General features: G+C 74.4%; 23 protein-coding genes. 7 read left to right on the forward strand and 16 right to left on the reverse strand.

The window, feature by feature from the left end; translation table 11 throughout:
• Window positions 1-61 precede the first annotated feature (61 nt).
• The 3 genes from ABD292_RS43655 to ABD292_RS43665 all read right to left on the reverse strand — a co-directional run bounded on the left by ABD292_RS43655 (window position 62) and on the right by ABD292_RS43665 (window position 3,588).
• Window positions 62-1,240 (reverse strand): Cmx/CmrA family chloramphenicol efflux MFS transporter, encoded by a 1,179-nt coding sequence (locus tag ABD292_RS43655; protein ID WP_344218334.1) that lies wholly within the window; start codon window positions 1,238-1,240, stop codon window positions 62-64.
• Window positions 1,241-1,458: 218 nt separating this feature from the next.
• Window positions 1,459-3,360 (reverse strand): serine/threonine-protein kinase, encoded by a 1,902-nt coding sequence (locus ABD292_RS43660; RefSeq protein ID WP_344218336.1) that lies wholly within the window; start codon window positions 3,358-3,360, stop codon window positions 1,459-1,461.
• A 48-nt stretch (window positions 3,361-3,408) separates the two neighbouring features.
• Entirely contained in the window at window positions 3,409-3,588 is a 180-nt protein-coding gene (locus ABD292_RS43665; protein WP_344218338.1) for a hypothetical protein, read from the reverse strand.
• A gap of 123 nt (window positions 3,589-3,711) precedes the next feature.
• On the opposite strand from ABD292_RS43665, the gene ABD292_RS43670 reads away from it, so the two are divergent.
• From ABD292_RS43670 to ABD292_RS43690, 5 genes are all read left to right on the forward strand, one after another.
• A complete protein-coding gene (locus ABD292_RS43670) occupies window positions 3,712-4,161 on the forward strand; it encodes a MarR family winged helix-turn-helix transcriptional regulator (RefSeq protein ID WP_344218340.1) in 450 nt (149 codons plus the stop codon).
• Entirely contained in the window at window positions 4,158-4,883 is a 726-nt protein-coding gene (locus ABD292_RS43675) for a helix-turn-helix transcriptional regulator (protein ID WP_344218342.1), read from the forward strand. The genes ABD292_RS43670 and ABD292_RS43675 overlap by 4 nt, the downstream gene beginning before the upstream one ends.
• A gap of 79 nt (window positions 4,884-4,962) precedes the next feature.
• The gene (locus tag ABD292_RS43680; RefSeq protein ID WP_344218344.1) at window positions 4,963-5,529 is read left to right on the forward strand and encodes a hypothetical protein; all 567 of its coding nucleotides are present in this window, start codon (window positions 4,963-4,965) and stop codon (window positions 5,527-5,529) included.
• 81 nt (window positions 5,530-5,610) lie between these two features.
• On the forward strand, window positions 5,611-6,090 hold the full coding sequence (locus ABD292_RS43685) for a DUF4396 domain-containing protein (protein ID WP_344218346.1): 480 nt from the start codon (window positions 5,611-5,613) through the stop codon (window positions 6,088-6,090).
• A 90-nt stretch (window positions 6,091-6,180) separates the two neighbouring features.
• Window positions 6,181-7,164, forward strand: a complete 984-nt coding sequence (locus ABD292_RS43690; RefSeq protein ID WP_344218348.1) for a C40 family peptidase — start codon at window positions 6,181-6,183, stop codon at window positions 7,162-7,164.
• A gap of 40 nt (window positions 7,165-7,204) precedes the next feature.
• Here the strand turns inward: ABD292_RS43690 and ABD292_RS43695 are convergent, their stop codons facing one another.
• Window positions 7,205-7,783, reverse strand: coding sequence for a TetR/AcrR family transcriptional regulator (locus tag ABD292_RS43695; RefSeq protein WP_344218350.1), 579 nt, complete (start codon window positions 7,781-7,783; stop codon window positions 7,205-7,207).
• Window positions 7,780-8,571, reverse strand: coding sequence for an SDR family NAD(P)-dependent oxidoreductase (locus ABD292_RS43700; protein WP_344218352.1), 792 nt, complete (start codon window positions 8,569-8,571; stop codon window positions 7,780-7,782). Before ABD292_RS43700 ends, ABD292_RS43695 begins: the two co-directional genes overlap by 4 nt.
• Before the next feature lie 145 nt (window positions 8,572-8,716).
• Here ABD292_RS43700 and ABD292_RS43705 point away from each other — a divergent pair, with 145 nt between their 5' ends.
• A complete protein-coding gene (locus ABD292_RS43705; RefSeq protein ID WP_344218354.1) occupies window positions 8,717-9,688 on the forward strand; it encodes a glycosyltransferase family 2 protein in 972 nt (323 codons plus the stop codon).
• Window positions 9,689-9,698: 10 nt separating this feature from the next.
• On the opposite strand, the gene ABD292_RS43710 is transcribed toward ABD292_RS43705, so the two are convergent.
• From ABD292_RS43710 to ABD292_RS43760, 11 genes are all read right to left on the reverse strand, one after another.
• Entirely contained in the window at window positions 9,699-10,925 is a 1,227-nt protein-coding gene (locus ABD292_RS43710) for a glycosyltransferase family 4 protein (RefSeq protein WP_344218356.1), read from the reverse strand.
• Between the two features lie 8 nt (window positions 10,926-10,933).
• The gene (locus ABD292_RS43715) at window positions 10,934-12,190 is read right to left on the reverse strand and encodes a hypothetical protein (protein ID WP_344218358.1); all 1,257 of its coding nucleotides are present in this window, start codon (window positions 12,188-12,190) and stop codon (window positions 10,934-10,936) included.
• Window positions 12,178-12,936, reverse strand: coding sequence for an NTP transferase domain-containing protein (locus ABD292_RS43720; RefSeq protein WP_344218360.1), 759 nt, complete (start codon window positions 12,934-12,936; stop codon window positions 12,178-12,180). The genes ABD292_RS43715 and ABD292_RS43720 overlap by 13 nt, the downstream gene beginning before the upstream one ends.
• Window positions 12,929-13,585, reverse strand: a complete 657-nt coding sequence (locus ABD292_RS43725; protein ID WP_344218362.1) for an HAD family hydrolase — start codon at window positions 13,583-13,585, stop codon at window positions 12,929-12,931. The genes ABD292_RS43720 and ABD292_RS43725 overlap by 8 nt, the downstream gene beginning before the upstream one ends.
• A complete protein-coding gene (locus ABD292_RS43730; protein ID WP_344218364.1) occupies window positions 13,582-14,727 on the reverse strand; it encodes a 2-phospho-L-lactate transferase CofD family protein in 1,146 nt (381 codons plus the stop codon). Before ABD292_RS43730 ends, ABD292_RS43725 begins: the two co-directional genes overlap by 4 nt.
• Window positions 14,724-15,557 (reverse strand): glycosyltransferase family 2 protein, encoded by an 834-nt coding sequence (locus ABD292_RS43735; protein ID WP_344218366.1) that lies wholly within the window; start codon window positions 15,555-15,557, stop codon window positions 14,724-14,726. The genes ABD292_RS43730 and ABD292_RS43735 overlap by 4 nt, the downstream gene beginning before the upstream one ends.
• Before the next feature lie 3 nt (window positions 15,558-15,560).
• On the reverse strand, window positions 15,561-16,226 hold the full coding sequence (locus tag ABD292_RS43740; RefSeq protein WP_344218368.1) for a hypothetical protein: 666 nt from the start codon (window positions 16,224-16,226) through the stop codon (window positions 15,561-15,563).
• Between the two features lie 392 nt (window positions 16,227-16,618).
• Window positions 16,619-17,899, reverse strand: coding sequence for an FAD-dependent monooxygenase (locus tag ABD292_RS43745; protein ID WP_344218370.1), 1,281 nt, complete (start codon window positions 17,897-17,899; stop codon window positions 16,619-16,621).
• A gap of 29 nt (window positions 17,900-17,928) precedes the next feature.
• Window positions 17,929-18,645 carry a maleylpyruvate isomerase family mycothiol-dependent enzyme gene (locus ABD292_RS43750; protein WP_344218372.1) on the reverse strand — a complete coding sequence of 239 codons (717 nt, stop codon included), beginning with the start codon at window positions 18,643-18,645 and terminating at the stop codon, window positions 17,929-17,931.
• A complete protein-coding gene (locus ABD292_RS43755; protein ID WP_344218374.1) occupies window positions 18,642-19,478 on the reverse strand; it encodes a fumarylacetoacetate hydrolase family protein in 837 nt (278 codons plus the stop codon). The genes ABD292_RS43750 and ABD292_RS43755 overlap by 4 nt, the downstream gene beginning before the upstream one ends.
• On the reverse strand, window positions 19,475-20,629 hold the full coding sequence (locus ABD292_RS43760; protein ID WP_344218376.1) for a cupin domain-containing protein: 1,155 nt from the start codon (window positions 20,627-20,629) through the stop codon (window positions 19,475-19,477). The genes ABD292_RS43755 and ABD292_RS43760 overlap by 4 nt, the downstream gene beginning before the upstream one ends.
• Before the next feature lie 100 nt (window positions 20,630-20,729).
• On the opposite strand from ABD292_RS43760, the gene ABD292_RS43765 reads away from it, so the two are divergent.
• Entirely contained in the window at window positions 20,730-21,503 is a 774-nt protein-coding gene (locus tag ABD292_RS43765) for an IclR family transcriptional regulator (RefSeq protein ID WP_344218378.1), read from the forward strand.
• Window positions 21,504-21,586: the final 83 nt, after the last annotated feature.

Consider the following 21,586-nt stretch of genomic DNA (forward strand, 5'->3'; position numbering starts at 1 on the left):
CGGCGGGAAGCATGAGAGCGATGATAAGCGGCACCCCGCCGTGCGGGCGAGGGGCCTTCTGCTAGGCCCGGAGGTCGGATGACTGGTCGTCGGCGCTCGTGAAGAGGGTCCGGCGGGCCAGGATTCCGATGAGCAGGGCGGTCGTCACCAGGACGACGGCGGCCCACGCGGGCGAACGGTGGCCGAGGCCGGCGGCGAGGGCCAGGCCGCCCAGCGCGGGCCCCACGGCGGCTCCCACGTTGAGCGCGGCCGTGGCGAACGAGCCGCCGAGCGACGGCGCGCCGGACGCCGCGTACAACGCCCGCGCGATGAGGGCCGAGCCGACGGCGAACGCGAGCGCCCCCTGGACGAAGGCGAGCAGGACGGCGGCGACCGGGCTGCCGGCCGTGCCGGCGAGCAGCGCCCACCCGGCGAGCAGCGCGATCCCGCCCCCGGCGAGTAGCGGCGCCGGGCGCGTGTCCGACAGCCGGCCCGCGACGCTCACCCCCGCGAACGAGCCGAGCCCGAACAGCGCCAGCACCGCCGGCACCCATCCCGCCGCCAGCCCGGCGACCTCCGTCACGAGCGGGGCGAGGTAGGTGAAGACGCAGAAGGTGGCGGCGTTCACGAGCGCGGCCAGGACGAGCACCACGACCACGCGCGCCTCTCTCAACACCCGCGCCTCCCCCCTGACACTCCGCGGCGCGCCCTCTTCCGAGGTCGCGGGGATCCTGCGGAGGACGGCGTACAGGGCCGGGAGGCAGGCGAGGGCCACCGCCCAGAAGGCCGCGCGCCAGCCGAACGTCTGTCCGAGCACCGCCCCTCCGGGCACCCCCGCGACGCAGGCCAGCGTGACGCCGCCGAGCAGGACCGACGTGGCCCGCCCCTTGGCGTCCGGCGGCACCATGGCGACGGCCGCCGCCAGCCCCACCGCGAGGAACCCGGCGTTGGCGACCGCGGCCAGGACCCGGGTCACCAGCAGCACGCCGAAGTCGTCGGTGACCGCGCCGACGACGTGCACGAGCACGAACACGACCAGGAACGCCGTCAGCGCCCGCCGGCGCGGCCAGCGCAGGCCGGCGACCGCCATCAGCGGCGCCCCGACGATCATCCCGGCGGCGAAGGCCGACGTCAGCGCCCCAGCGGCGGAGACGGAGACGCCGAGGTCGCGGGCGAGGTCCGGGACGAGGCCGGACAACATGAATTCCGAGGTCCCCTGCGCGAACACGGCCAGCGCGAGGACATAAAGGGCCAAAGGCATGAGTTGCGACTCCACAGCCACGTCGAAGAACGACCCCGGCAGATGGGCACGGGGTTCCGGTCCGTACGACGGCGATCCGGTGGCTGGGGAAGGCGCAGCCCACTGACGGCCCGGGCGGCGGAGAGCGGACGCGGGCACGACGGCATGCTGCGGGGCGCCACCGGATGACCGGTGGCTAGAGTCTTGACGCCTCAGGGCCGGACGACATGATCCACACCCTACCGGGTTCGCCCGGCCCGGGGCTCAGGGGTAGTCCTCGGTCGCGTGCGAGGAGCCGTAACCGCCGGAGGCGGCGAAGGACGCCCGCCACTGTCCGTTGCTGCGCGGCGTGATGACGGTGAACCTGCCGGAGAGGTTGCCGGTGCTGTGGTCGGTGACCGAGCGGCGATCCGGAGGGCGGCGGCCTCGTCCCGCTGTCTGGAGCCGGCCCGGTCCTGGGCGACGGCGACGGCGGCGACGGCGAGGACCAGCGCCACGAGCGCGGCCATGACGCCCGCCGTCCGCCTGCGCCGCCGCGCCCGGTTGCGGGTGCGGGCGGCCGACTCCTCCAGGAACGCGTGCTCCAGCGAGTTCGGCCGGAGCAGCCCGCCGCCGCTCTCGGCCCAGGCCAGGGCGTCGCGCAGGGCCGTACCCCGGTACAGGTCGTCGGGTTCGCGGCCGCGGTCGTCCCACAGGCGGGCCGCCGCGCCGAGCGGGCCGTGCACCGCCAGGCCCGGCCGCTCGGCCTCGATCCAGCCGCGCAGCCGGGGCCAGGCGCGCAGCAGGCCGGCGGCGGCCAGGGTCACGGCGTCGTCGCGGCGTACCAGCAGGCCCTCGCCGGCGAAGCCGTCCAGCACGCGGGCCATCGCCCGCGGGTCGGTGGCAGGGTCGGACAGCTCGTGCACGTACGCGCTCCGCAGCGCGCCGTCGGCCCCGTCGGCCCCGTCGGCCCCGTCGCCCGGGAGGACGAGGCGCAGCAGGACGCGCGGCACGACCTCCCTGTCCTCGGGGCCCAGCTCGCTGTAGACCCGCTCGGCCAGCTCGGCGGGCGAGGGCTCGACGGCCGCCGCCGGGCGGAGCAGCCCGGCGGCGGCCCTGCTCCCCTGCCGGAGCAGCCGGTCCGTGTCGTCCCGCCGATCACGCGTATCGGGCGAGGTGGGCGGGGGTGGTCCGGAGGGCTGGGGCGTGAACTCCTGCGGGAGGCTCGCGTCGCCGTCCCGGCTTCCGGGCGGTCCGGGGCGGGCGAGGAGTTCAGGGTGGGTGAGGACCTCCGGCTTGGCGAGGCCGTCCGGGGTCAGCAGGGCCTCCGGGAGCAGCCGTTTCGGGGCCCAGCCGCCGACCAGGCGGAGCAGCAGCGTCGCGGCGTCCGGCCGGGCGTCGGCGTACAGCGACATCGCCGCCTCCACCAGCTCCCGCAGCCCCGGCGGCGGCACGACGGAGAAGTCCGGCCGGTGGTTCAGCACCCGGTAGCGCACCAGGGTCACGTCGCCGCCGCTGTCGCCGGCGAACGGCGAGCGCCCGCTGGCCGCGTACAGCAGCACCGCTCCCCATGCCCACACGTCCACGCCGGTCCCGCCGCGCTGGCCGGCCAGGCGTTCCGGGGCCATGTACGCGGGAGTACCGGCGGCGGCGCGGCCCTCGTTCGTGAGTGTCATGCCTTCGGCGTGGGCGATGCCGAAGTCGATCAGTCGCGGGCCGTCGGGCCCGAGCAGCACGTTGTCCGGTTTGAGGTCGCGGTGCACGATGCCCGCCCGGTGGATGCCGGTGAGCGCGGTGGCCATGCCGACCGCCAGCCGGTGCAGCGAGTCGTCGTCGAGCGGCCCGCCGGTCTCGACCGCCCGCCGCAGGTCGGGGCCGTCGACGTACTCGCTGACGATGTACGGCGGCCGCGCGTCGAGGTCGGCCTCCAGGACGCGCGCCGTGCAGAACGACGCCGCCCGCCGCGCCGCCACGACCTCCTTGGCGCAGCGGGAGCGCATGTCCCCCTGGTCGAGGTACTCCTCACGGAGCGCCTTGATCGCGACCCGGCGCCCGGCGCGGTCGTACCCCTCGTAGACAACCCCCTGCCCGCCCGCTCCGAGACGTCTGACCAGCCAGTAGTCCCCGAGCTGTCGCGGGTCTCCCGGGAGAAGGAGCCCCATGTCCCCTGCAGAGAGCGCGAGGGGCCCCGGTGATACCGGAGGGTGTCGTCACGAGTAGAAGTGCATGACGACCGCCAGGCCGACGAAGTGCATGAGCACCACGGACACGATGAGGGCGATGAACACGAACTTGGCCGGGCCGTGCTCGAAGTGCTTGCCCTCCTTCAGCGGCGGCAGCTTGGCCTGGCGCTCGGCGATGCGCTCCTCAAGCGGCTTGCGGTGAAACACGGCGGTCCTTCCCGGCGGTTGGTTTGCGTACTCACGTTTGGCAGGCTAATAGTTGGTACACAAAGAAAGCTACCAGAGGCCGGCGGAGGTCCCCATATGGAGGACGCGACAGACGTGAAGGACGTGACAGAGATCACGGACCCGCTGGCGCTGGAACGGCAGGTGTGCTTCGCCCTCAGCATCGCCTCGCGCAGTGTGATCGGCCTCTACCGGCCGCTGCTGCAGCCCATGGGCCTCACCCACCCGCAGTATCTCGCGATGCTCGCGCTCTGGCAGCACGAGCCGCTGTCGGTGAAGGAGCTCGGCGAGCTGCTCCAGCTCGACCCGGGAACGATGTCGCCGCTGCTGAAGCGCCTGGAGGCCCTGGGCTACGTGCGCCGCGAGCGCAACAGCAGGGACGAGCGCGCCCTGTCGGTCACCCTCACGCCCGAGGGCAGGGCGCTGCGGGCGGAGGCGGAGAAGATCCCGCCCGCCATCGTCTCCCGCCTCGGCATGGGCCTCGACGAGCTGCAGGACCTGCACCAGGCGCTGACCCGCCTCACGGCCGCCGCCCGGCGCCACCCGCCGGCATGAACGACGGCGTCTCGCTGGAGCGGCTGACCCGCCGCCTGGAGGAGGTCGTGGGCGAGCTGCGCGGCCTCCCCGTGGACGTCGAGCGGGTGGACGACGACGCCGTCGTACGGGCCCGGATCCTCCAGGCCGCCCGCGCCGCCCGCGCGCTGCGCGCCATGCACCCGGTGGGCTCGAAGGACACGGGCCGGCAGGAGCAGCGCAGCCGGCGCGACGTGCTCGACGTCCTGGAGGGCGGCGTGTCGATGCGGACGATCGTGCACGCGAGCGTGCTCGACGACCCGCTCAAGGCGGCCCGGATCCGGCAGCTCCACGCGGCCGGCGACCTGCACCGGGTGGTGGACGAGCCGATCCAGCAGGTGCTGATCTTCGACCGGGCGGTGGCGTTCGTCCGGCTCACCCCCGTCGCGGAGGCCCCCGGCGCGCTGGTGATCCGGCAGCAGAGCCTCATCGCCGCGCTCGTCGACCTGTTCGAGCTGACCTGGGCCAAGGGGCGGGAGGTCACCGAGCCGGCGCACCGGCTGACCGCGCGCGAACGCGAGGTGCTGGCGCTGATCGCCGAAGGACGCTCCAACGGCGCGGTCGCGCGGACGCTGTCGATCACCGAGGCGGCCGTCGGCAAGCACGTGGCCAGCCTGTTCGCCAAGCTGGAGATCCCGGCGGGCGCCGACGACAACCGGCGGGTGCTGGCGGTGCTCGCCTATCTCCGGGGCGCCGTTCAATAGGGGTGGCCCTACCTTCTCTTCGCCCTGTCCCCCGTGTGGGCGGGGCGGGCGGGGCCGTTCAATGGGCGGCATGCAACGGATGACTGGATTGCTCATCGGCGCCGTCTTCGGCGCCGTTTTCGTCGTCGTGAACGCGCACGAGCCGCTGAACGGCGTGGTGGCGACGTTCCTGAGAGTGGCGGCCTGCCTGGCCGCCGTCGCGGTCGCCGCGATGTGGTTCAGCGCCGCGCGCGGGCAGCGGACCGGCGAGGGCGGCAGCGGGGGGCCGATGTTCGGCCGCGGCTATCTGGCGGTGGTGGCGGCAGAGGCGCTGCTGCTGTTCGGCGGGCTGCGGGTGCTCGCCGCGTGGGAACGTCCCGTACAGGCCAACGTGGCGTGGATCGCCGTGGTGGTGGGCGTGCACTTCGTGGCGCTGGCGCCGATCTGGCGGACCTGGGACATCGCCGTGCCGGGGGCGCTGCTGGCCGCGCTCGGGGTCGCGGGCCTGGTCATGACCGGGACGGCGGCGATCGCGTGGGTGCCGTTCGTCAGCGGCGTGCTGTCGGGGGTGACGCTGCTCGCGGGGGCGGTCACCGCCGGGTGGCGCACGCTGGCCTCGGCGGCCTCGGCGGCCTCGGCGGCTTCGGCGGCCAGGACGGCCGCCTGACCGCCGCCCGCGACCCCCGCCGAAGACACCCATATACCCCCTCCCCCTATAATTCCTGACGCCACCCCCTCAAGGAGGGTCATGGAACACGGCGATCATCATCACCCGGCCCCCGAACCTCCCGCTGCCACCTGGGCCGCGGCGGCGCAGGCGACCCTGCACTGCCTGACCGGCTGCGCCATCGGCGAGGTGCTCGGCATGGTCATCGGCACCTGGCGCGGCCTGTCCGGCCTGGCCACGGTCGTGCTGTCCGTGGCGCTCGCCTTCCTCTTCGGCTACGCGCTCACCATGCGCGGCGTGCTGCGGGCCGGCGTCGACCTTCGCACCGCGCTGAAGGTCGCGCTGGCCGCCGACACCGTCTCCATCGCGGTGATGGAGGTCCTCGACAACGCGGTCATGCTGCTCGTGCCGGGCGCTATGGACGCGGGCCTGGACAGCGGCCTGTTCTGGGCGGCGCTGGCGGGCTCGCTGGTGACCGCCTTCGTGCTGACCACACCCGTGAACAAGTGGCTGATCGGGCGCGGCAAGGGGCACGCGGTCGTCCACCGCTACCACCACTGACTCCTCCGGCTCCTCGTTGAACGCGCCCGCCGCCGCGGGCGTACCTCCCTATGGGCCGCCCACCGGACAGGGAGACCACGAGGAGGCTGAGTGGCCGTGCCAACAAGGCTCGCGCGCGCGGCGGCGGTCGCGGCGGCGCTGGCCGTCGCCGGGGCGGCCGTCCACCCCGGCGCCGCGCTCGCCGAGCCGACCCCCGCCCAGGCCAGGGCGAAGCTGGTGAAGCTCAACGAGCAGGCGGACCAGCTCGTCGAGCAGTACAACCAGGCGAACGAGACCTACCGCAAGGCCCGCGCGAAGTACGCGGCGCTCGACGCCGAGATCGGCCGCAAGGACGCCGCTGCCGCCGCCCTGCGCCGCGACCTCATGGCGGCCGTGGTCAGCGACTACCAGATCGGCTCCGCGGACGGCTGGGCCAGGCTGGTGGGGCAGGGCAGCCCGGAGGCGCTGCTCGGCGGCGTGGCCTCGCTCGACGAGATCGCGCGGGCGCGGGCGGCGAAGCTGCGCGCGTACGAGGCCGCCGACGCGGACCTGCGCCGACGGCACGCCCAGGCCAGAACCGTCCTGGCGGAGGCGGAGGAGGCCCGCGACCAGGTACGCGGCCGGCGCGACAAGGTGGACGAGATGGTCGATGAGCAGACCAAGCTGCTGCGCCGGCTGGGCACCTTCCGCACCGGCGACCCGGCGAGCCGCGGCATCCCGTACACGGGCCCGGCCTCCGGCAGCGCCCGCGCGGCGCTCCGCTTCGCCTTCGCCCAGGTCGGCAAGCCCTACCGGTACGGCGGCACGGGGCCGGGCTCCTACGACTGCTCGGGCCTCGTCCAGGCCGCGTGGCGGGCGGCCGGGGTCACGCTGCCGCGTACGACGTACACGCAGTGGAGCTGGGGCGCCTCCCGCCGCGTCCCCCTGACCGCCCTCCAGCCCGGCGACCTGCTGTTCAGCAAGGGCCTCGGCCACATGGGGATGTACGCGGGCAACGGCAAGATGGTGCACGCCCCGCAGACCGGCGACGTCGTCAAGGTGGTCGACCTCGACGCCTACTGGCGAGGCCGCCTCGCCGGCGCCGTCCGCCCCTGACCGCGATCCACCCGGCGGCCCCCGCCGTTGAGCCGGGCGGTCAGGGGCTCAGGGAGCGCCAGATGCGGTCGGGCAGGATGCGTGCCGCCTCGGCCAGGTCGATGCCCGGCGCCCCGGCCAGCCATCGCCTGGTCACCTCGGCGACCGGCCCGATGAGCAGCATCTCCACCTGCGCCGCCGGCAGCGGCGCGACCGTTCCCGCCGCCATGTGGCGGCCGATCCAGTCGTTCAGCCGCGCCAGCCGCTCCGCCTTGCCGGCCGCGATGCGCTCGGCGTGCGGCCCGAGGTCGATCGCGTACGGCCCCGCGTGGATGAAGCGCGCCTTGTCCGGATGGCTACCGGTGAAGTCCAGGTACGCCCGCACCGCCCGGCACACGCCGTCACGGGCGTCCGCGGCGCTCTCCACGGCGGCGATCAGCGCGTCGAGCAGCTCGGCCATGCACCGGCTGTACAGCGCGGCCGCCAGCCCCTCCAGGCTGCCGAAGTGGTGGTACAGGCTGCCCATGCTGACGCCGCTGCGCTCGGTCACGGCCCTCAGGGTGAAGTCGCCGGGAGGCAGCTCCAGGGCCGTGTCGAGGAGCTTCGTGATCGTCTCGGCGCTGCGCCTGTGCGGGGTCACCGGGCCTCCGTCAGCTCCTCGGCCTCGTCCCAGATGCGCCGGGCGAGGTCGCGATCGGCGGCCGGTCCCTCCAGCGGGACCTCCCTGGTCTGGTCGAAGTAGCGGCCGGTGCCGGTGTCGCGGGCGAGGGCGGCGACCGGGGCGGCGCCCTCCTCGGGCGTGGCCCACTTGCGTTTGGCGGCCTTGAGCAGCCAGCCGAGCGGGCCGCCGCGGTCGCCCAGCCCGGTGCGGATCACGCCGGGGTGCACGGCGTCGATGGTGATCCCCCGGTCGCGCCAGCGTTCGGCGAACAGCGGCACGGTCAGCAGGTTGCACAGCTTGGTGTCGGCGTAGGTGCGCAGGGAGGAGAAGTCCGCGCCGACGGACGTGCGGCCGGGCTCGGCCCGGCCCTTGACGTAGATTCCCGCGCTGACCTGCACCACCCGTTCGAGCCGGTCCTCCAGCAGGTGGTTGAGCAGGAACGGCGCCAGGTGGTTGACCGCGAACGACTCCTCCAGCCCGTCGCCGGTCAGGACGCGGCGGCTCGGCCAGAGCCCGGCGTTGTGCACGAGCACCTCGACGCGCGGGCACCGCGTACGCAGGTCCTCGGCCAGCCTCCGGACGGACGCCACGGTGGTGAGGTCGCCGGGCACGCACTCGACGTCGCCCGCGAGCGCCGCGGCGGCCCGCCGGCCCCGTACGGGATCGCGGGCGACCAGCAGCACCTTGTAGCCGTCGGCCGCCAGGCGGGCGCACACCGCGTACCCGATGCCGCGATTGCCGCCGGTCACCACCGCGAGAGAGGTCATGCCAGAGCATTTTTCTGGAGAAATGCTCTAATTTCAAGACAGACGACCTCTACGGCCCCCGTGACGGGCGCGATGCGGGATCATGGAGGGGTGGCCGGGGCGTCGCAGCCGGCCGTCAGGACGAGCCGTTGCCGAGGGGTCCCCCGTGACGAGAGTTTCCCTGATCGTGCCCTGCTACAACGCCGCGCGGACCCTGCGCCTGTGCCTGGAGTCGGTGCTGGCGCAGACCCGCGTGCCCGACGAGATCGTGGTGGTGGACGACGCCAGCTCCGACGGCTCCCCCGCCCTGGCCGAGGAGCTGGGCTGCCGGGTCGTACGCCTGCCGGACAACCGCGGCGTGTCCGCGGCCAGGAACGCCGGCGTCGCGAGCACCACCGGCGACGTGATCTTCTTCCTGGACAGCGACGTGGCGCTGCGCCCCGACGCCGTGGCGGGCGCCCTGGCGATCCTGGAGTCGGATCCGGGCGTGGGCTGCGTGCACGGCGTGTACGACACCGAGCCGCTCATCGACGACGGCCCCGTCGAGTGGTACCGCCTGCTGCACCAGGTGCACTGGCGCAGCAGGCACGTGGGCGAGGTCAACAGCGTGGTGTTCGCGCTGGCCGCGGTGCGGCGCGAGGTCCTGGCGGCGGCCGGCGCGCTGGACGAGAGCCTGCGCGACTGCGAGGACGTCGAGTACAGCAGCCGCCTCGCGGTCCGCACCAGGATCGTGCTGTCCGACGCCGTGGTGGGCCGGCACGACGAGGGGCACCGGCTGCTGCCGGTACTCGGCGAGCAGTGGCGGCGGGCGCTGCCGCTGATCCCGCTGGCGCTGGCCACCGCCCGGCGCGGCGCGGCCAAGCCGGAGAACGCCAACAGCCGGGCCGGGATCCTCGCCTGCGCGCTCGCCCTGGCCTGCCTGCCGCTGGCGCTGCTGTCACCGGCGCTGCTGGCCGTGCCGGTGGCGCTGGTGGGGTGGTTCGTGGTGGCGGATCCGGGATTGCTGCGGTTCGTGCACCGGGAGCGGGGGGCGGGGTTCACCGCCTACTTCATGGCCGTGCACCTGGCCGTGCACGTGGTGCTCGTGGCCGGGCTGGCGGTGGGCTCCCTGCGCGTGCTCCGCCCGGCCAGAGCCTGATGGCGGGTCTTCAGGGCTTGAGCGCCGCGTCGTAGACGGCGAGCGTCTCGGCGGCGGCGCGTTCCCAGCTCAGCCCCTCCCTGACCAGCCGCTCCCCGCGTCCGGCCAGCGCCCGCCGCAGCGCCGCGTCCGACATGACCTCGACGACGCCGCGCGCGATGTCGGCGGGCTCGCTCGCCCGGACGAACCGGACCGCCGGCCGCGCCGGGTCCGGCCCGATGAAGATCCGCGAGAAGCCGTCGCCGAGCACCACGGCCCGCCCGAGCGCCATCGCCTCGGTCGCCACCAGCCCGAACGGCTCGAACAGCGACGGGAACACGCACACCTCGGCCAGCTCGTAGTACGCCATCAGCTCCCGAGCCGGTACGAACCGCCCGGAGCACACCACCTTCCCGCGCAGCCCGGTCGCCGCCACGATGCGCCGCACGCCCGTCTCGTCGCCCTCGCCGGCGATCACCAGCCGCACCCCCGGCACCGCCTTCACCACCTCCCGCATCGCCTCCAGGAGCTGGTAGACGCCCTTCTGCCGTTCGATCCTGCCGACGAACAGCAGCACCCGGTCCCGCTCGGCGAGCCCCAGCGACCGGCGCAGCTCGGCCGCCTCCTCCCGCAGCGCCTCCCGGTCGAAGGCGGGGCCGGCCAGCGCCGCCTCGTACGTGCCGCCGAGCGGCACCACGTCGATGGGCGTCCGCCGCCACCCGGCGGCGAGCAGCTGCTCGCGCACCTCGGGCGTGGCCACCACCACCCGCCGCGAGACGCGCGCCAGCCACCGCTCCAGCGCGGCGAACAGGTTGAGCGGGTCGGCGATGCTGCGCTGCGGCGCGACGCCGTACTCGGTGGTGTGGACGTGGAAGACGACCGGCAGCCGCAGCAGGTAGTGGCAGAGCAGGCCGGCCAGGAAGTTCGTGGAGTCGTGCACGGCGACCAGGTCGGGCCGGGGGCCGCGGCGCAGCCGCCGCACGTAGCGCCAGTTGCTGGCCACCACGCGCGCCGCGAGCAGCAGGAACTCCGCCCGCCTGGTGCGGTTCAGCCGCCTGCCGCCGCCGGGCAGGCGGACGCGCGGGCGGTGCACGGCGACCCCGTCCACCCGCTCGTCCACGGGCAGGGCGCCGTCGTTCGGCGTGTGGACGGTCAGGTCGTGGTCGCGGGCCAGGTGCGGGGTGATCAGCTCGACGTACCGGCCGAGTCCCGCGGTCACGTTGGGCGGGAACTGGTTGACGATGCAGGCGATTCTCATGACGTCCTTCACGAGCGGTATCTCCGGGCGGCCGTCGTCCCCACGACGGCCAGCAGGACCAGGTTGACCAGCGCGAAGCCCACCAGCCCGCCGGTGAGCCCGTCCCTGCGCACGCAGACGGCGAGCACGGCGAGCGCGGGCGGCGCGCTCACCAGCAGGCAGCCGGCCAGCACCTTCGCGCCGCGCACCCCGTCCATGGACAGCGCCACCGAGTACAGGTTGAAGGCGGTGTGCAGGCCGATGCCGAGCGCGGACAGCGCCATCAGCTCCGGCGCGTACGGGTAGGCGCCGCGCATCAGCAGGAAGAACACCAGGCTCGCGGCGAAGGAGAGCACGGCAGTCGCGACGGCCACGGCGGGCGCCAGCCGGGCGATCCGCCGCATCAGCAGGGGTTTGTCGGTGGTGGCCATGAGCGGCAGCAGCGCCAGCCCGATCCCGTCGGTGAACACCACGCCCATCAGCCGCTTGGGGAAGCCGTTGTAGACGGAGTAGACGCCCACGTCGGCCGCCGGCGCCCAGTGGTTGAGGAAGATCACGTCCACCCCGAACAGCACGCCGCTCAGCGCGGCGATCGCGGTCACCCAGCCGCCGTGCCGGTACAGCGTCACGGCCAGCCGCGCCGACCAGGCCCCGAGCCGCGGCCGGGCCGCCGCCACCGCCACCACGGCGAACCCGGCGTTCGTGACGATCAGCGCCGCCAGGTACGGCTCCGCCTCCCGCACGCCCAGCACCAGCAGGCAGAAGCAGGCGGCCCCCAGGTAGCAGAGCGCGACGGCCAGCTTCAGCCACGCCACGAACGCGAAGCGCTTCAGCCCCCGCAGGAAGCTCTCCGCGAGCTGGTTGACCGTCATGGACGCGGCCAGCGCCAGCCCGGCGGCCAGCGTCCCGGTGTCCACGTTGAGCGCGGCGGTGAGCAGCGGCGCCGCCAGCAGGGCGAGCCCGGCGAGGGCCGCGCTCACGGCCAGGGTGGCGAGCAGCGCCGTCGTCAGCAGCGCCGGCCGCTCCTCGGGGGCGGCGCGCGGCAACTCCTGCAGCATGACGTAGTGGAGGCTGGTCAGCATGCCGACGGTGACGATCAGCGCGATCGACAGCACCACCGTGAAGTCGCCGAACGCCGCCGCCCCCGCTCCGCGCGCGATCACCAGCGTGGTGGCCGCGGCGATCCCGCTGGCCAGCGTGCTGACCAGGGTCGGCCCGGCCGCCCACCGGTGCGCGGCCAGCCAGCCGCGCGTGCTGCGGCGCTCGGGGGCGCTCAGTCCGGGCACCGCAGGTACGTCCGGCGGGCGAACTCCAGGTCATCGGGCGTGTTCACGCCGCGCGCCTCAGCCGGGTCGGCGACCGGCACGACGGTCACCGGCCGGCGCTCCACCCGGGACAGATGCGTCAGGAACGGCAGGAAGTTCACCTCTCCGGTGGCCGCGCCCCGCCCGGCCCCTGCCACGTAGCGGGCCCAGGCGGCCTCCAGCCCGTCCGTGGCCAGGCAGAACACGCCCACGTCGCTGAGCCCGCCGGGCCGGCACTCCTCGCCCTCCCTGGACTGCCGGACGCGGACCAGCTCGCCGCCGGCCAGCTCGTACTCCACGTACGGGTCGGCCATCGCGACCAGCGGCAGCGTGACGCCCTCGCCGGGGTGCGCGGCGAGCACCGCGCGCACGGTCTCCGCCGACAGGTTCGCCTGGTCGCCCCAGACCACCAGGATCGTCTCGTACGCCGCCCAGTGCCGGGCCGCCGCGCCGAAGATCGCGTCCCCCATGCCCGTGGGCCGCTCCTGGACGCTCACCGACACCCCGCCGCCGGCCAGGTCCCCGGCGGCCAGCTCGCGGAACGGGCCCTCCCCGTCGGGCGAGACGACGACGTGGACGTGCCCGGCGGCCGGCCGCAGCCGCCTGCGCAGCAGGTGCCAGAGCGTCACGCCGTCCGCGACCTCGATCATGATCTTGGGTACGCCGGAGCCCAGCCGGGTCCCCCGCCCCGCCGCCGGGACGACGGCGCACACCCCCCGCTCACTCACTGCCGTTCATCTCTTCTCCTACCAGGGACACCACGTCGTGCAGGTCGCCCGCCCCGATCGCGCCGGGCATCGGCTCGGCCGTGTGGACGTGCAGCGTCGCGAGGCCCGCGCCGAGCGCCGCCGCCACCCCGTGCGCGGAGTCCTCCAGCACGACCGCCTCCGCCGGGTCCACGTCCCAGCGGCGGCAGGCCAGGCGGTAGACCTCCGGGTCGGGCTTGCTGACCGGGATGTCGTCGGCGGTCAGCACGTCGCGGAAGGCGTCCGCCAGCCCGGTGCCGGCCAGCGCCCGCGCGACGGACGCGCGGCTGCCGCCGGTCACCGCGTACGCCGTCCGCCCGCCGGCGGCGAGCCGGTCGAGCAGGAGACGCGTGCCGGGGAAGGGCCGGACCCGCCCGGCGCGTACGTGCTCGCGGTAGAGCTCCTGCTTGCGCCGGGCCAGCCGATCGGCCACATCGGGGTCCCCCGCCAGGCGGGCGGCGACGGCGGCCGTGCTCGCCCCGGCGTGCTCGGCGTACCTGAACCCGGTCAGCCGGGACGGGACCAGCTCGGCGATCGCCTGTCGGAAGGCGGCCTCGTGCGCGGGGAAGGAGTCCAGAAGCGTCCCGTCGAGGTCACACAGCCACACGCGCCAGGACCGCTCCCCGCTCATCCGGCCCGCGCCAGGGGCGTCTCGCCGAGCAGCGCCCGCAGCGCCGCCACGGTGCGGGGGCCGTGGTGCTTGCCGGGACGGCACGGGTCCTCCAGGTCGGCGGCGATCCAGCGGGCGCCGGCCCACGTCCCCCGCTCGGCGACGGCGCGCGGCACCGCCGGCCCGCCCGCGGCACCGTCGTGGCTGAGGATGTGGGTGATCAGGCGCTGTTCGTTGCCGGGGTCGCCCAGGTACGCCAGCGCCCGGTCCACCAGGTCGGTCGCGCTCAGCCCTTGGACGTCGTGGTCGCTGCCCACGTTGACCACGAACACCCGCGCCGCCGACCGTCCACCGGCGACGGCCTCGGCCACGCCCTGGGTGAGGTAGCTGGGCAGCAGCGAGGAGTGCGGGGTCCCGGGGCCGTACACGACGAGGTCGCTGTCGGCGAGCGCCCGCAGCGCCTCGGGGTCGGGCGCGGCGGGGACGGCGCGGCGGGACAGCAGCTCGCGCACCCGCTCGGCGGGCAGCCCCGCGAGCCCGGCCAGCTCGGGCCCGGTGAGCGGCGCGGGCAGCAGGAACAGATCGGTGATGGCGGCGGCGTCCTGCGGGCCGACGATGTCGGCCTCGTCGGCCAGCACCCGTCCGTCCTGCTTGAGCGCGACGAGGTAGGCGTTCGTGCCGTCGGTGACGTTCAGCAGCCGCGCCGGGGTGGCGAACGTGCGGGCGCAGGCCCGTACGGCGGCGTTGAAGTCCTCCCCGAGCCGCAGGTACGCCCCCGCGAACACCAGGTTGCCGAGCGCGCAGTCCGTCAGGTCGAACCCGCCGGGGCCGGCGGCCAGCCGCGCCGCGAAGATCCGCAGGTCGCGCGCCACCGGCTCGGGGGCGGCCCCGGCGATCCTGTGCAGGTCGGCGAGGGTGCTGCCGGGCGGCAGCCGGTGTTCGAGCAGCGCCCGGCGCGGGTCGTCGCGGCCCAGGTGGAGCAGGAGGTTCTTGCGGAAGTCGGACGGGCCGAGCATGCCGGGCAGGTAGCGGCGCAGCGCGCCGGTGGACAGGCCGTTGTCGTAGCCGTTGACGAGCAGGGCGAGGTCGAGGCCCGGCGTGCGCAGCAGGGCCCGCGCGATGCCGGCCGCGCCCCGGCCGCCGCTGAACATGGCCACCCTCATCGGGCCTCCCGTACGGGCACGCCGACGTGCTCGCCCGGCTCAGACAGGCGCGGCTCGGGCGGGCCCGGCTCAGGCAGGCGCGGCTCAGGCAGACCCCGCTCAGGCACGCGCAGCACGCCGCGGCGCAGCAGCCAGTGCCGCAGCCCGAGGTAGCCCACGAACAGCGCCCGGTCGCGCGCGCCGCGCCAGAACCGCCAGCCGCGGCTGCCGCCGCCCCGCTCGCGGTGCTCGATGGGCAGCTCCGTCCAGGTGTGGCCGAGCTCGGCGACGCGGGCGGTGATCTCGGTGGAGCAGTTCATGCCCGCCGACTCCAGCGGCAGCGCCCGGAACAGCGGCCCGTGCACGACCTTGAAGATGGAGTTGAAGTCGCGGTAGCGGGTGCGGTGCAGCAGGTTGCTGACCGCGCCGCTGGCGGCCGACCCCCACCGGTACGGCAGGCTGTCGGCCTTCCTGATCCGCGCCCCTGACAGCGCGAGCACGCCGCCGGCCTGGATGCGCCCGATGAAGGCGTCCAGGTTGGCGATCGGGAACTGGCCGTCGGAGTCGAGCAGGACCACCCATTCCAGACGGGTGGCCGCGATGGCGGCGGCGATGGCCGCGCCCGCGCCCCGGTTGCTGGCGAAGGTGACGACCGTGAGCCGCGGGCAGCCGGCCTGGAGCTCGCGCAGGATCCGGCCGGTGCCGTCCGAGCTGCCGTCGTCGCAGACGACGATCTCCCACGCGGCGACCTCGGGGTGGCGCTCCAGGTAGTCGCGCCACTCGGTGACGGCCGCCGCGATGTTGGCCGCCTCGTTGTAGGCGGGGGCCGCGACCGAGATCTCGATGGGCATCGGTCACCTCCTCGGGGCGGCGCCGGTCAGGCGCTCGATCCAGCGGTCGAGGGGCAGCAGGTTGATCCCGGCGATGATCGGGACGTGCGCGAGCGTGAACCAGATCGCCGCGCCGAACGAGATCGGCCCGCCGGTGAACAGGTTGATGTGCGGGGCGTCGATGGTCTCGGGGATCGTGACCGGGTTGACCACCTGCCACATGACGTCGAGGAAGCCGGAGAAGACGATCAGCACGCCGGTGGCCATGATCTTCAGGCAGCGGCCTGGCGAGCCGCCGCCGATGCGGTAGGCGGCGGCGACGGAGAGCACGATGCCCGGATAGAGCAGCAGATAGAGGTGGGTGTAGAAGGAGTCGCCGTGGGCGCGGGCGCCGTCGCCGTAGTAGAACCAGCTGATGCGCGGGACGAGATAGCCGGTCAGGACGACGAACGGGACGTACAGCAGCCAGTGCAGCCGCGGCGACACCCACGGGAAGAACGCGATCGCGCAGCACAGGCAGGCGAAGGCGAGCAGTTTGGCGGCCAGTTGCCAGGCGGCCTCGATGTCGCGGGTGTGCGGGGTGGCCAGCCAGACGAAGGCGAAGCCGGCGGCGCCGGCGGCCAGGGCGATCCACCAGATGTGCGCGGCCCATGGGCGGCGGGTGTCGAGCGGGGGGTCGGGATGATTCACGTACCGGGCCCTCGGAGGTCGGGGACGGGTCGGCGGGAGCGCTCCCAGCGCAGTATGACATCCCTCTCCACGGAGCCGGTCTCAATATGAAATTAGGGACTCGCCGGAATTTGCATCGATACTGACTGCTTGTGAGACAACAGCAAAAGACCAGCTCAAAGCCTGCTGGGCGGTACGTCCAAAAGGGTGGTCAAACTTTTGAGTAAATCGTCTGCCTGCGATGTCAAGACCCCGCACGAAAAGGCCGTCGATGGGCGTCCGTCGCCTTCCAGACAGGCGTCCGGAGGCCGAAGACTACGTAAGCGCAGGTGAAGCGGAGCACCTAAGCTTTGGGAGCGCTCCCGAAATCTTCGGCCGATCGGACCCGAAACCGTCGTTACGGCGGACCGCAATCAGGTCAGGGCGGGCTCGCCGTCGTACCCGGGGAACATCGGCGGCAGCTCGCCGGGCGTGAGCGCCGTCGGCCCGAAGAGCCAGTCGACGTACGCGTAGTCGTGGACGTCGCGCTCGCGGAGCACCGCGTTGCGCCACTCCCGCCGCTCCCCGTCGTGGTGCCAGAGCCTGCCCCAGGCGCGGGCCGTGGTCAGCACCCGGCGGCAGTGCAGGGGACGGACGGCGTTGTAGGCCGCCAGCGCGGCGTCCCAGTCCACGCCGGCCGTGCCACCGGTCGTGCCACCGGCCGGGCCACCGGTCGGGCCGGTCAGGCGGGCCACGTGCTCGGACAGCACCCACGCGTCCTCGATGGCCATGACCGCGCCCTGCGCGAGGTACTGCAGCGGCGGGTGCGCGGCGTCGCCGGTGAGGGCGACGCGGCCCCGTACCCAGTCGTCGATCGGATCGCGGTCGAACATCCGCCACCAGCGGTCGCGCCACATCAGCGGCAGCCCGGCCCGCACCTGCTCGCTGGTCGCCGTGAACGCCGCGTCCAGCTCGTCGGGCGTGCCCCAGTCCTCCTCGCCGGCCAGCGCCTTCGGCGACTCGAAGACCGCGACCTGGTTGAACATCTCGCCGTGGCGCAGTGCGTACTGGACGAAGTGGCAGCGCGGGCCGACGTGCACGACCACGTCCTTCGGCTGCACGTCGAGCCGGGCGACCTGCTCGAACGGCACCGCGCCCCGGTAGGCGACGTAGGCGGAGCTGACCGGCTCGTCGTCGCTCAGCAGGCGGCGGGCCACGGAGCGGAGCCCGTCGGCGGCGAGGACGACCGCGCCCCGCTCGCGCCCTCCCGCGTGCACGGCGACCGCTCCGTCCGCGGCCTGCTCGTACCCGGTGACCGTGACGTCGTTGACGAGGTCCACCCCGGCCCGGCGGCAGGCCCGCAGCAGCGTGCCGTGCAGGTCGCTGCGGTGGATCACCAGGTAGGGGAAGCCGTAGCGCCGCTCCACGTCCCGCAGGTCGAGCCGGGTGAGGACCTCGCCGTCGATGGCGTCGCGCATGACGATGCTCTCGGGGAGCACGCCGAGCGACGTGACCTCGTCGAGCAGCCCCCACCGGTCGAGGATGCGCGTGCAGTTGGGCGCGATCTGCAGGCCCGCGCCCACCTCGCCGAACTCGTGGGCCTGTTCGAGCACCCGGACCCGCAGGCCCTTGCGCGTCAGCGCCAGGGCGTTGGCCAGGCCGCCGATGCCCCCGCCCACCACGACGACGTCGACGTCGCGGCCGTTTCCGACCATGTCCGTTCCTTTCCTCTTCAGGTTCGCGGCTAGAGCCAGCGCGGCAGCTCGGGCGGCGGGCCGCCCGCCTCGCCGGTCACGCCGCCCGAGCCCCGGCCGGAGAGACAGGCGGCCAGGCCCGCGAGGGTCCCGGTGAGCGGGACGGCCGGCCCGGAGCCGGGGATCGACCACGTTCCGCCGCCGGTGACCGTGAGCGTGAGCGCCGGGCCGGGGGCGGCGGCGCGCTTGGCGGCGATGTCGCCGACCAACGCCGCGAGGAAGTCCGCGGGCAGGTCGTCGAACGTCACCCCCGCGCCGAGGTCCACGGCGTGCACCATGACCTCGCGGGCGCGCATCCAGGGGATCTCCTCGGCGGTGACCGTACGGCCCTGCGCGGTGCGGACGTGCTCCTTCCACTGCCGCTCGTCCAGCTCGGCGAGGCGCGCGCCGAGGTCGTCGGCGGCCCGCGCCGCCCATTCCCGCAGCTCGGCGACGGGCCTGGCCGCGCCCGCCGCGATGTCGGCGTCACGCTGCTCCGGCGAGGAGTACATGGGGCGCTCCTCGCCGGTGCGCGCCCAGTGCACCAGGTTGGCCAGGGCGTCGGCGTTCGCGGCCACGTGCGCGAGCAGGTGCCTGCCGCTCCAGCCCGGCAGGGCGGTCGGCGCGTCCAGGCGCTCGTCCGGCAGCCCGGCCAGGGCGTCGAAGAAGATCGCGCTGCCCTCGGCCGTCCAGCGGAGGCCGTCGGCGCGGCCGCGGTCGCCGGTCATCGCGCGACCGCCTCGGCGACGGCCTTGACCTCCGAGCGGCCGAGGCCGGTGATCTCGGTGGCGAGGACGCTGCCGTCGGCGAGGTAGCGGGCGGGCTTGCGGGCGTGGCCGACGCCGCCCGGCGTGCCGGAGGCGATGACGTCGCCGGGGTTGAGCGTGAGGATCGTGGAGACGTAGCGGACCAGGTCCACCGGGTCGAACACGAGGTCGGCGGTGTCGGCCTGCTGCACCTGCTCGCCGTCCACCCAGCCGGTCAGCGTGAGCGAGGGCCGTACGCCGCCCTCCAGCTCGTCCGGCGTGACCAGATAAGGACCGAAGGGCGTGCTGGCCTCCCAGGTCTTGCCCTGGAGCCACATCGGCGAGCGGTACTGCCAGTCGCGCATCGTGACGTCGTTGAGCACGGCGAACCCGGCGATGGCGGCGGCGGCCTCGGCCTCGTCCGCGCGCCGCACCCGCGTCCCGATGACGACCGCCAGCTCGGCCTCCCAGTCCACCTGGTCCGACTCCGGCGGGAGCCTGATCTCGTCGTACGCGCCGACCAGCGCCTCGGGATACTTGGCGAACAACGTCGGGTGCCGCGGCAGCTCCCGGCCCATCTCCAGGATGTGGTTGCGGTAGTTGAGCCCCACGCAGACGATCTTGCCGGGGTTCGGCACGACGGGCGCGAACCCGGACGCCGCCACCGGCTCGCCCGACCGGGCGGCGCGCTCCGCCCGGTCGGGCCGGGCCAGCAGCTCGCCGACGTCGGCGAGGCCCAGGTCGACCAGGGTCTCCCCCTCGACCCGCACGGCGCGGGTGCCCCCCTGGGAGGTACGGATGGTGGCGAGCCTCATGCCTGCGGCCTTTCCACGTCGGAGCGGTCGAGGCGCAGCGCCTCGAAGATCGGGCTGTCGCTGAACCGGAAGAGGTCGAGCGAGCCGGAGTCGGAGTCGGACGCCGACGCCTCGGAGCGCGCCGAGAACGGCGTCCAGGACGGCACGACGAACAGGTCGCCACGGGTCACCGACCACGACCGGTCGCCGACGGTGATCCGGCCGCTGCCGTCGAAGACCTGGTAGACCGAGGATCCGGTCTCCCGGCGGGGCGCGGTCTCTGCGCCGGCGCGCACGCGGTGCATCTCGACCCGGATGGTGGGCAGCACGTCGCCGCCGGTCGTGGGGTTGGTGTAACGGACGGCGGCGTGGCCGGGCTCGACCGTGCCGGCGTAACCCTCGGCCTCCAGCGCGAGCTGGTCGGCGAGGGCGCGGTCGGTGTCGGCCCACCGGTAGGCCAGCAGCGGGGAGGAGGTCCGCGCACCGGGCGCGGACACCGGCCGCAGGCCCGGATGCCCCCACAGCCGCTCGGAACGGGACCGCTCGGGCGTGGTGCGCTCGGCGTCGCTGATCCGGTCGCGGCCGAACTCGAAGAACTGGGACTCGGTGACGTACTGGAACGGGATGTCCAGGCCGTCGATCCAGGCCATGGGCCGGTCGGCGGCGTTGTGGTGGGCGTGCCAGTTCCAGCCGCCCTGGGGCAGGAAGTCGCCGCGGCGCATCGGCACCGGGTCGCCGCCGACGACCGTCCAGACGCCCTCGCCCTCGACCACGAAACGGAAGGCGTGCTGGGTGTGACGGTGCTCGGGGGCGTCCTCGCCCGGCATCAGGTACTGGATCGCCGCCCACAGCGTCGGCGTCGCGAACGGCCGGCCGCCGAGCGCCGGGTTGGCGAGCGCGATCGCCCGCCGCTCCCCTCCCCTGCCGACCGGCACCAGGTGCCCGGCCTCGCCGGCCAGCGCCACCAGGTTCTCCCACCGCCACAGGTGCGGGACCGCCTTGCTCCTCGGGTGCACCGGCATCAGGTCGCCGATCTCGGTCCACAGCGGGACCAGCAGCTCCTTCTCGAAGCCGCGGTACAGCTCCTCCAGGGCCGCCGACGGCGTCGGCTGATCCGGCGAGTCGACCGCGGTGAGGCGAACCGGGGAGTTCGCGATCTCGGTCATGTCCACTCCTAGCGTCCTCGACGCGGGACGGCGCGACGGCACGCCGCCGCTCCCGCGGGTCTCCAGCTTGTATCGTGGGGAGCGGAAAAGAATAGGAGATTCTGCTGTGAAGAATCCTCCCAACTATCTGGTCCGCAGCGTCGATCACGCGCTGCAGCTCGCGGTCATGCTCCAGGTCGAGGGCCCGTTCGGGGTGGGCGAGGCGGCGCGGCGGCTCGGGGTGGCGCCCTCCACCGCGCACCGGCTGCTCGCCATGCTCGTCTACCGCGACTTCGCGGTCCGCCGCGAGGACCACCAGTACGCCGCCGGGCCGGTGCTCTCGCTGGGCGGCCGCTCCCAGTCGCACACCGCGCTGCTCCGCGCGGTCGCCATGCCGCACCTCGCCGCCCTGGTCGAACGGGTCCAGGAGAGCGCGAACCTGCAGATACTCTCCGGCGACCACGTACGCTTCATCGGCTCCGTCGAGTGCACGCAGGCGCTGCGGGTCGGCAACCGCGAGGGCATGGTCTTCCCCGCCCACCTGGCCTCGGGCGGCAAGGTCCTGCTCGCCGACCTGCCGCAGGAGCGGCTCGACGGGCTCTACGACGAGGACAAGTGGGCCGACCGGCTCGACCAGCGGCCCAACCTGACGGCGCTCCGCCGCGAGCTGCGCAACGTCCGCGAGCGGGGCTTCGCCATCAACGCCGGCAAGACCGAGTCGGGCGTCACCGCCGTCGGCCGTGCCGTACGCGGCCCCGACGGCCACGCCCAGGCGGCCCTGTCGGTGTCGATGCCCACCAGCCGCTTCTCCCGCACCCGGCTACCGGAGCTGGTGGGCGCCCTGTCAGTGACCGCCCGGGACATCGAACACGAGATGCGCGTGAGCCACCCCACCCCCTGACGCCCTTGCGCTGCCCGGCGCCGGGGCAGCTCGCGCGGGGCGGGGGCGGCCCCGGCGCGCGGGGCAGCCCGGCGCGCGGGGCG

Source organism: Nonomuraea bangladeshensis (assembly GCF_039529455.1).
GTDB lineage: Bacteria > Actinomycetota > Actinomycetes > Streptosporangiales > Streptosporangiaceae > Nonomuraea > Nonomuraea bangladeshensis.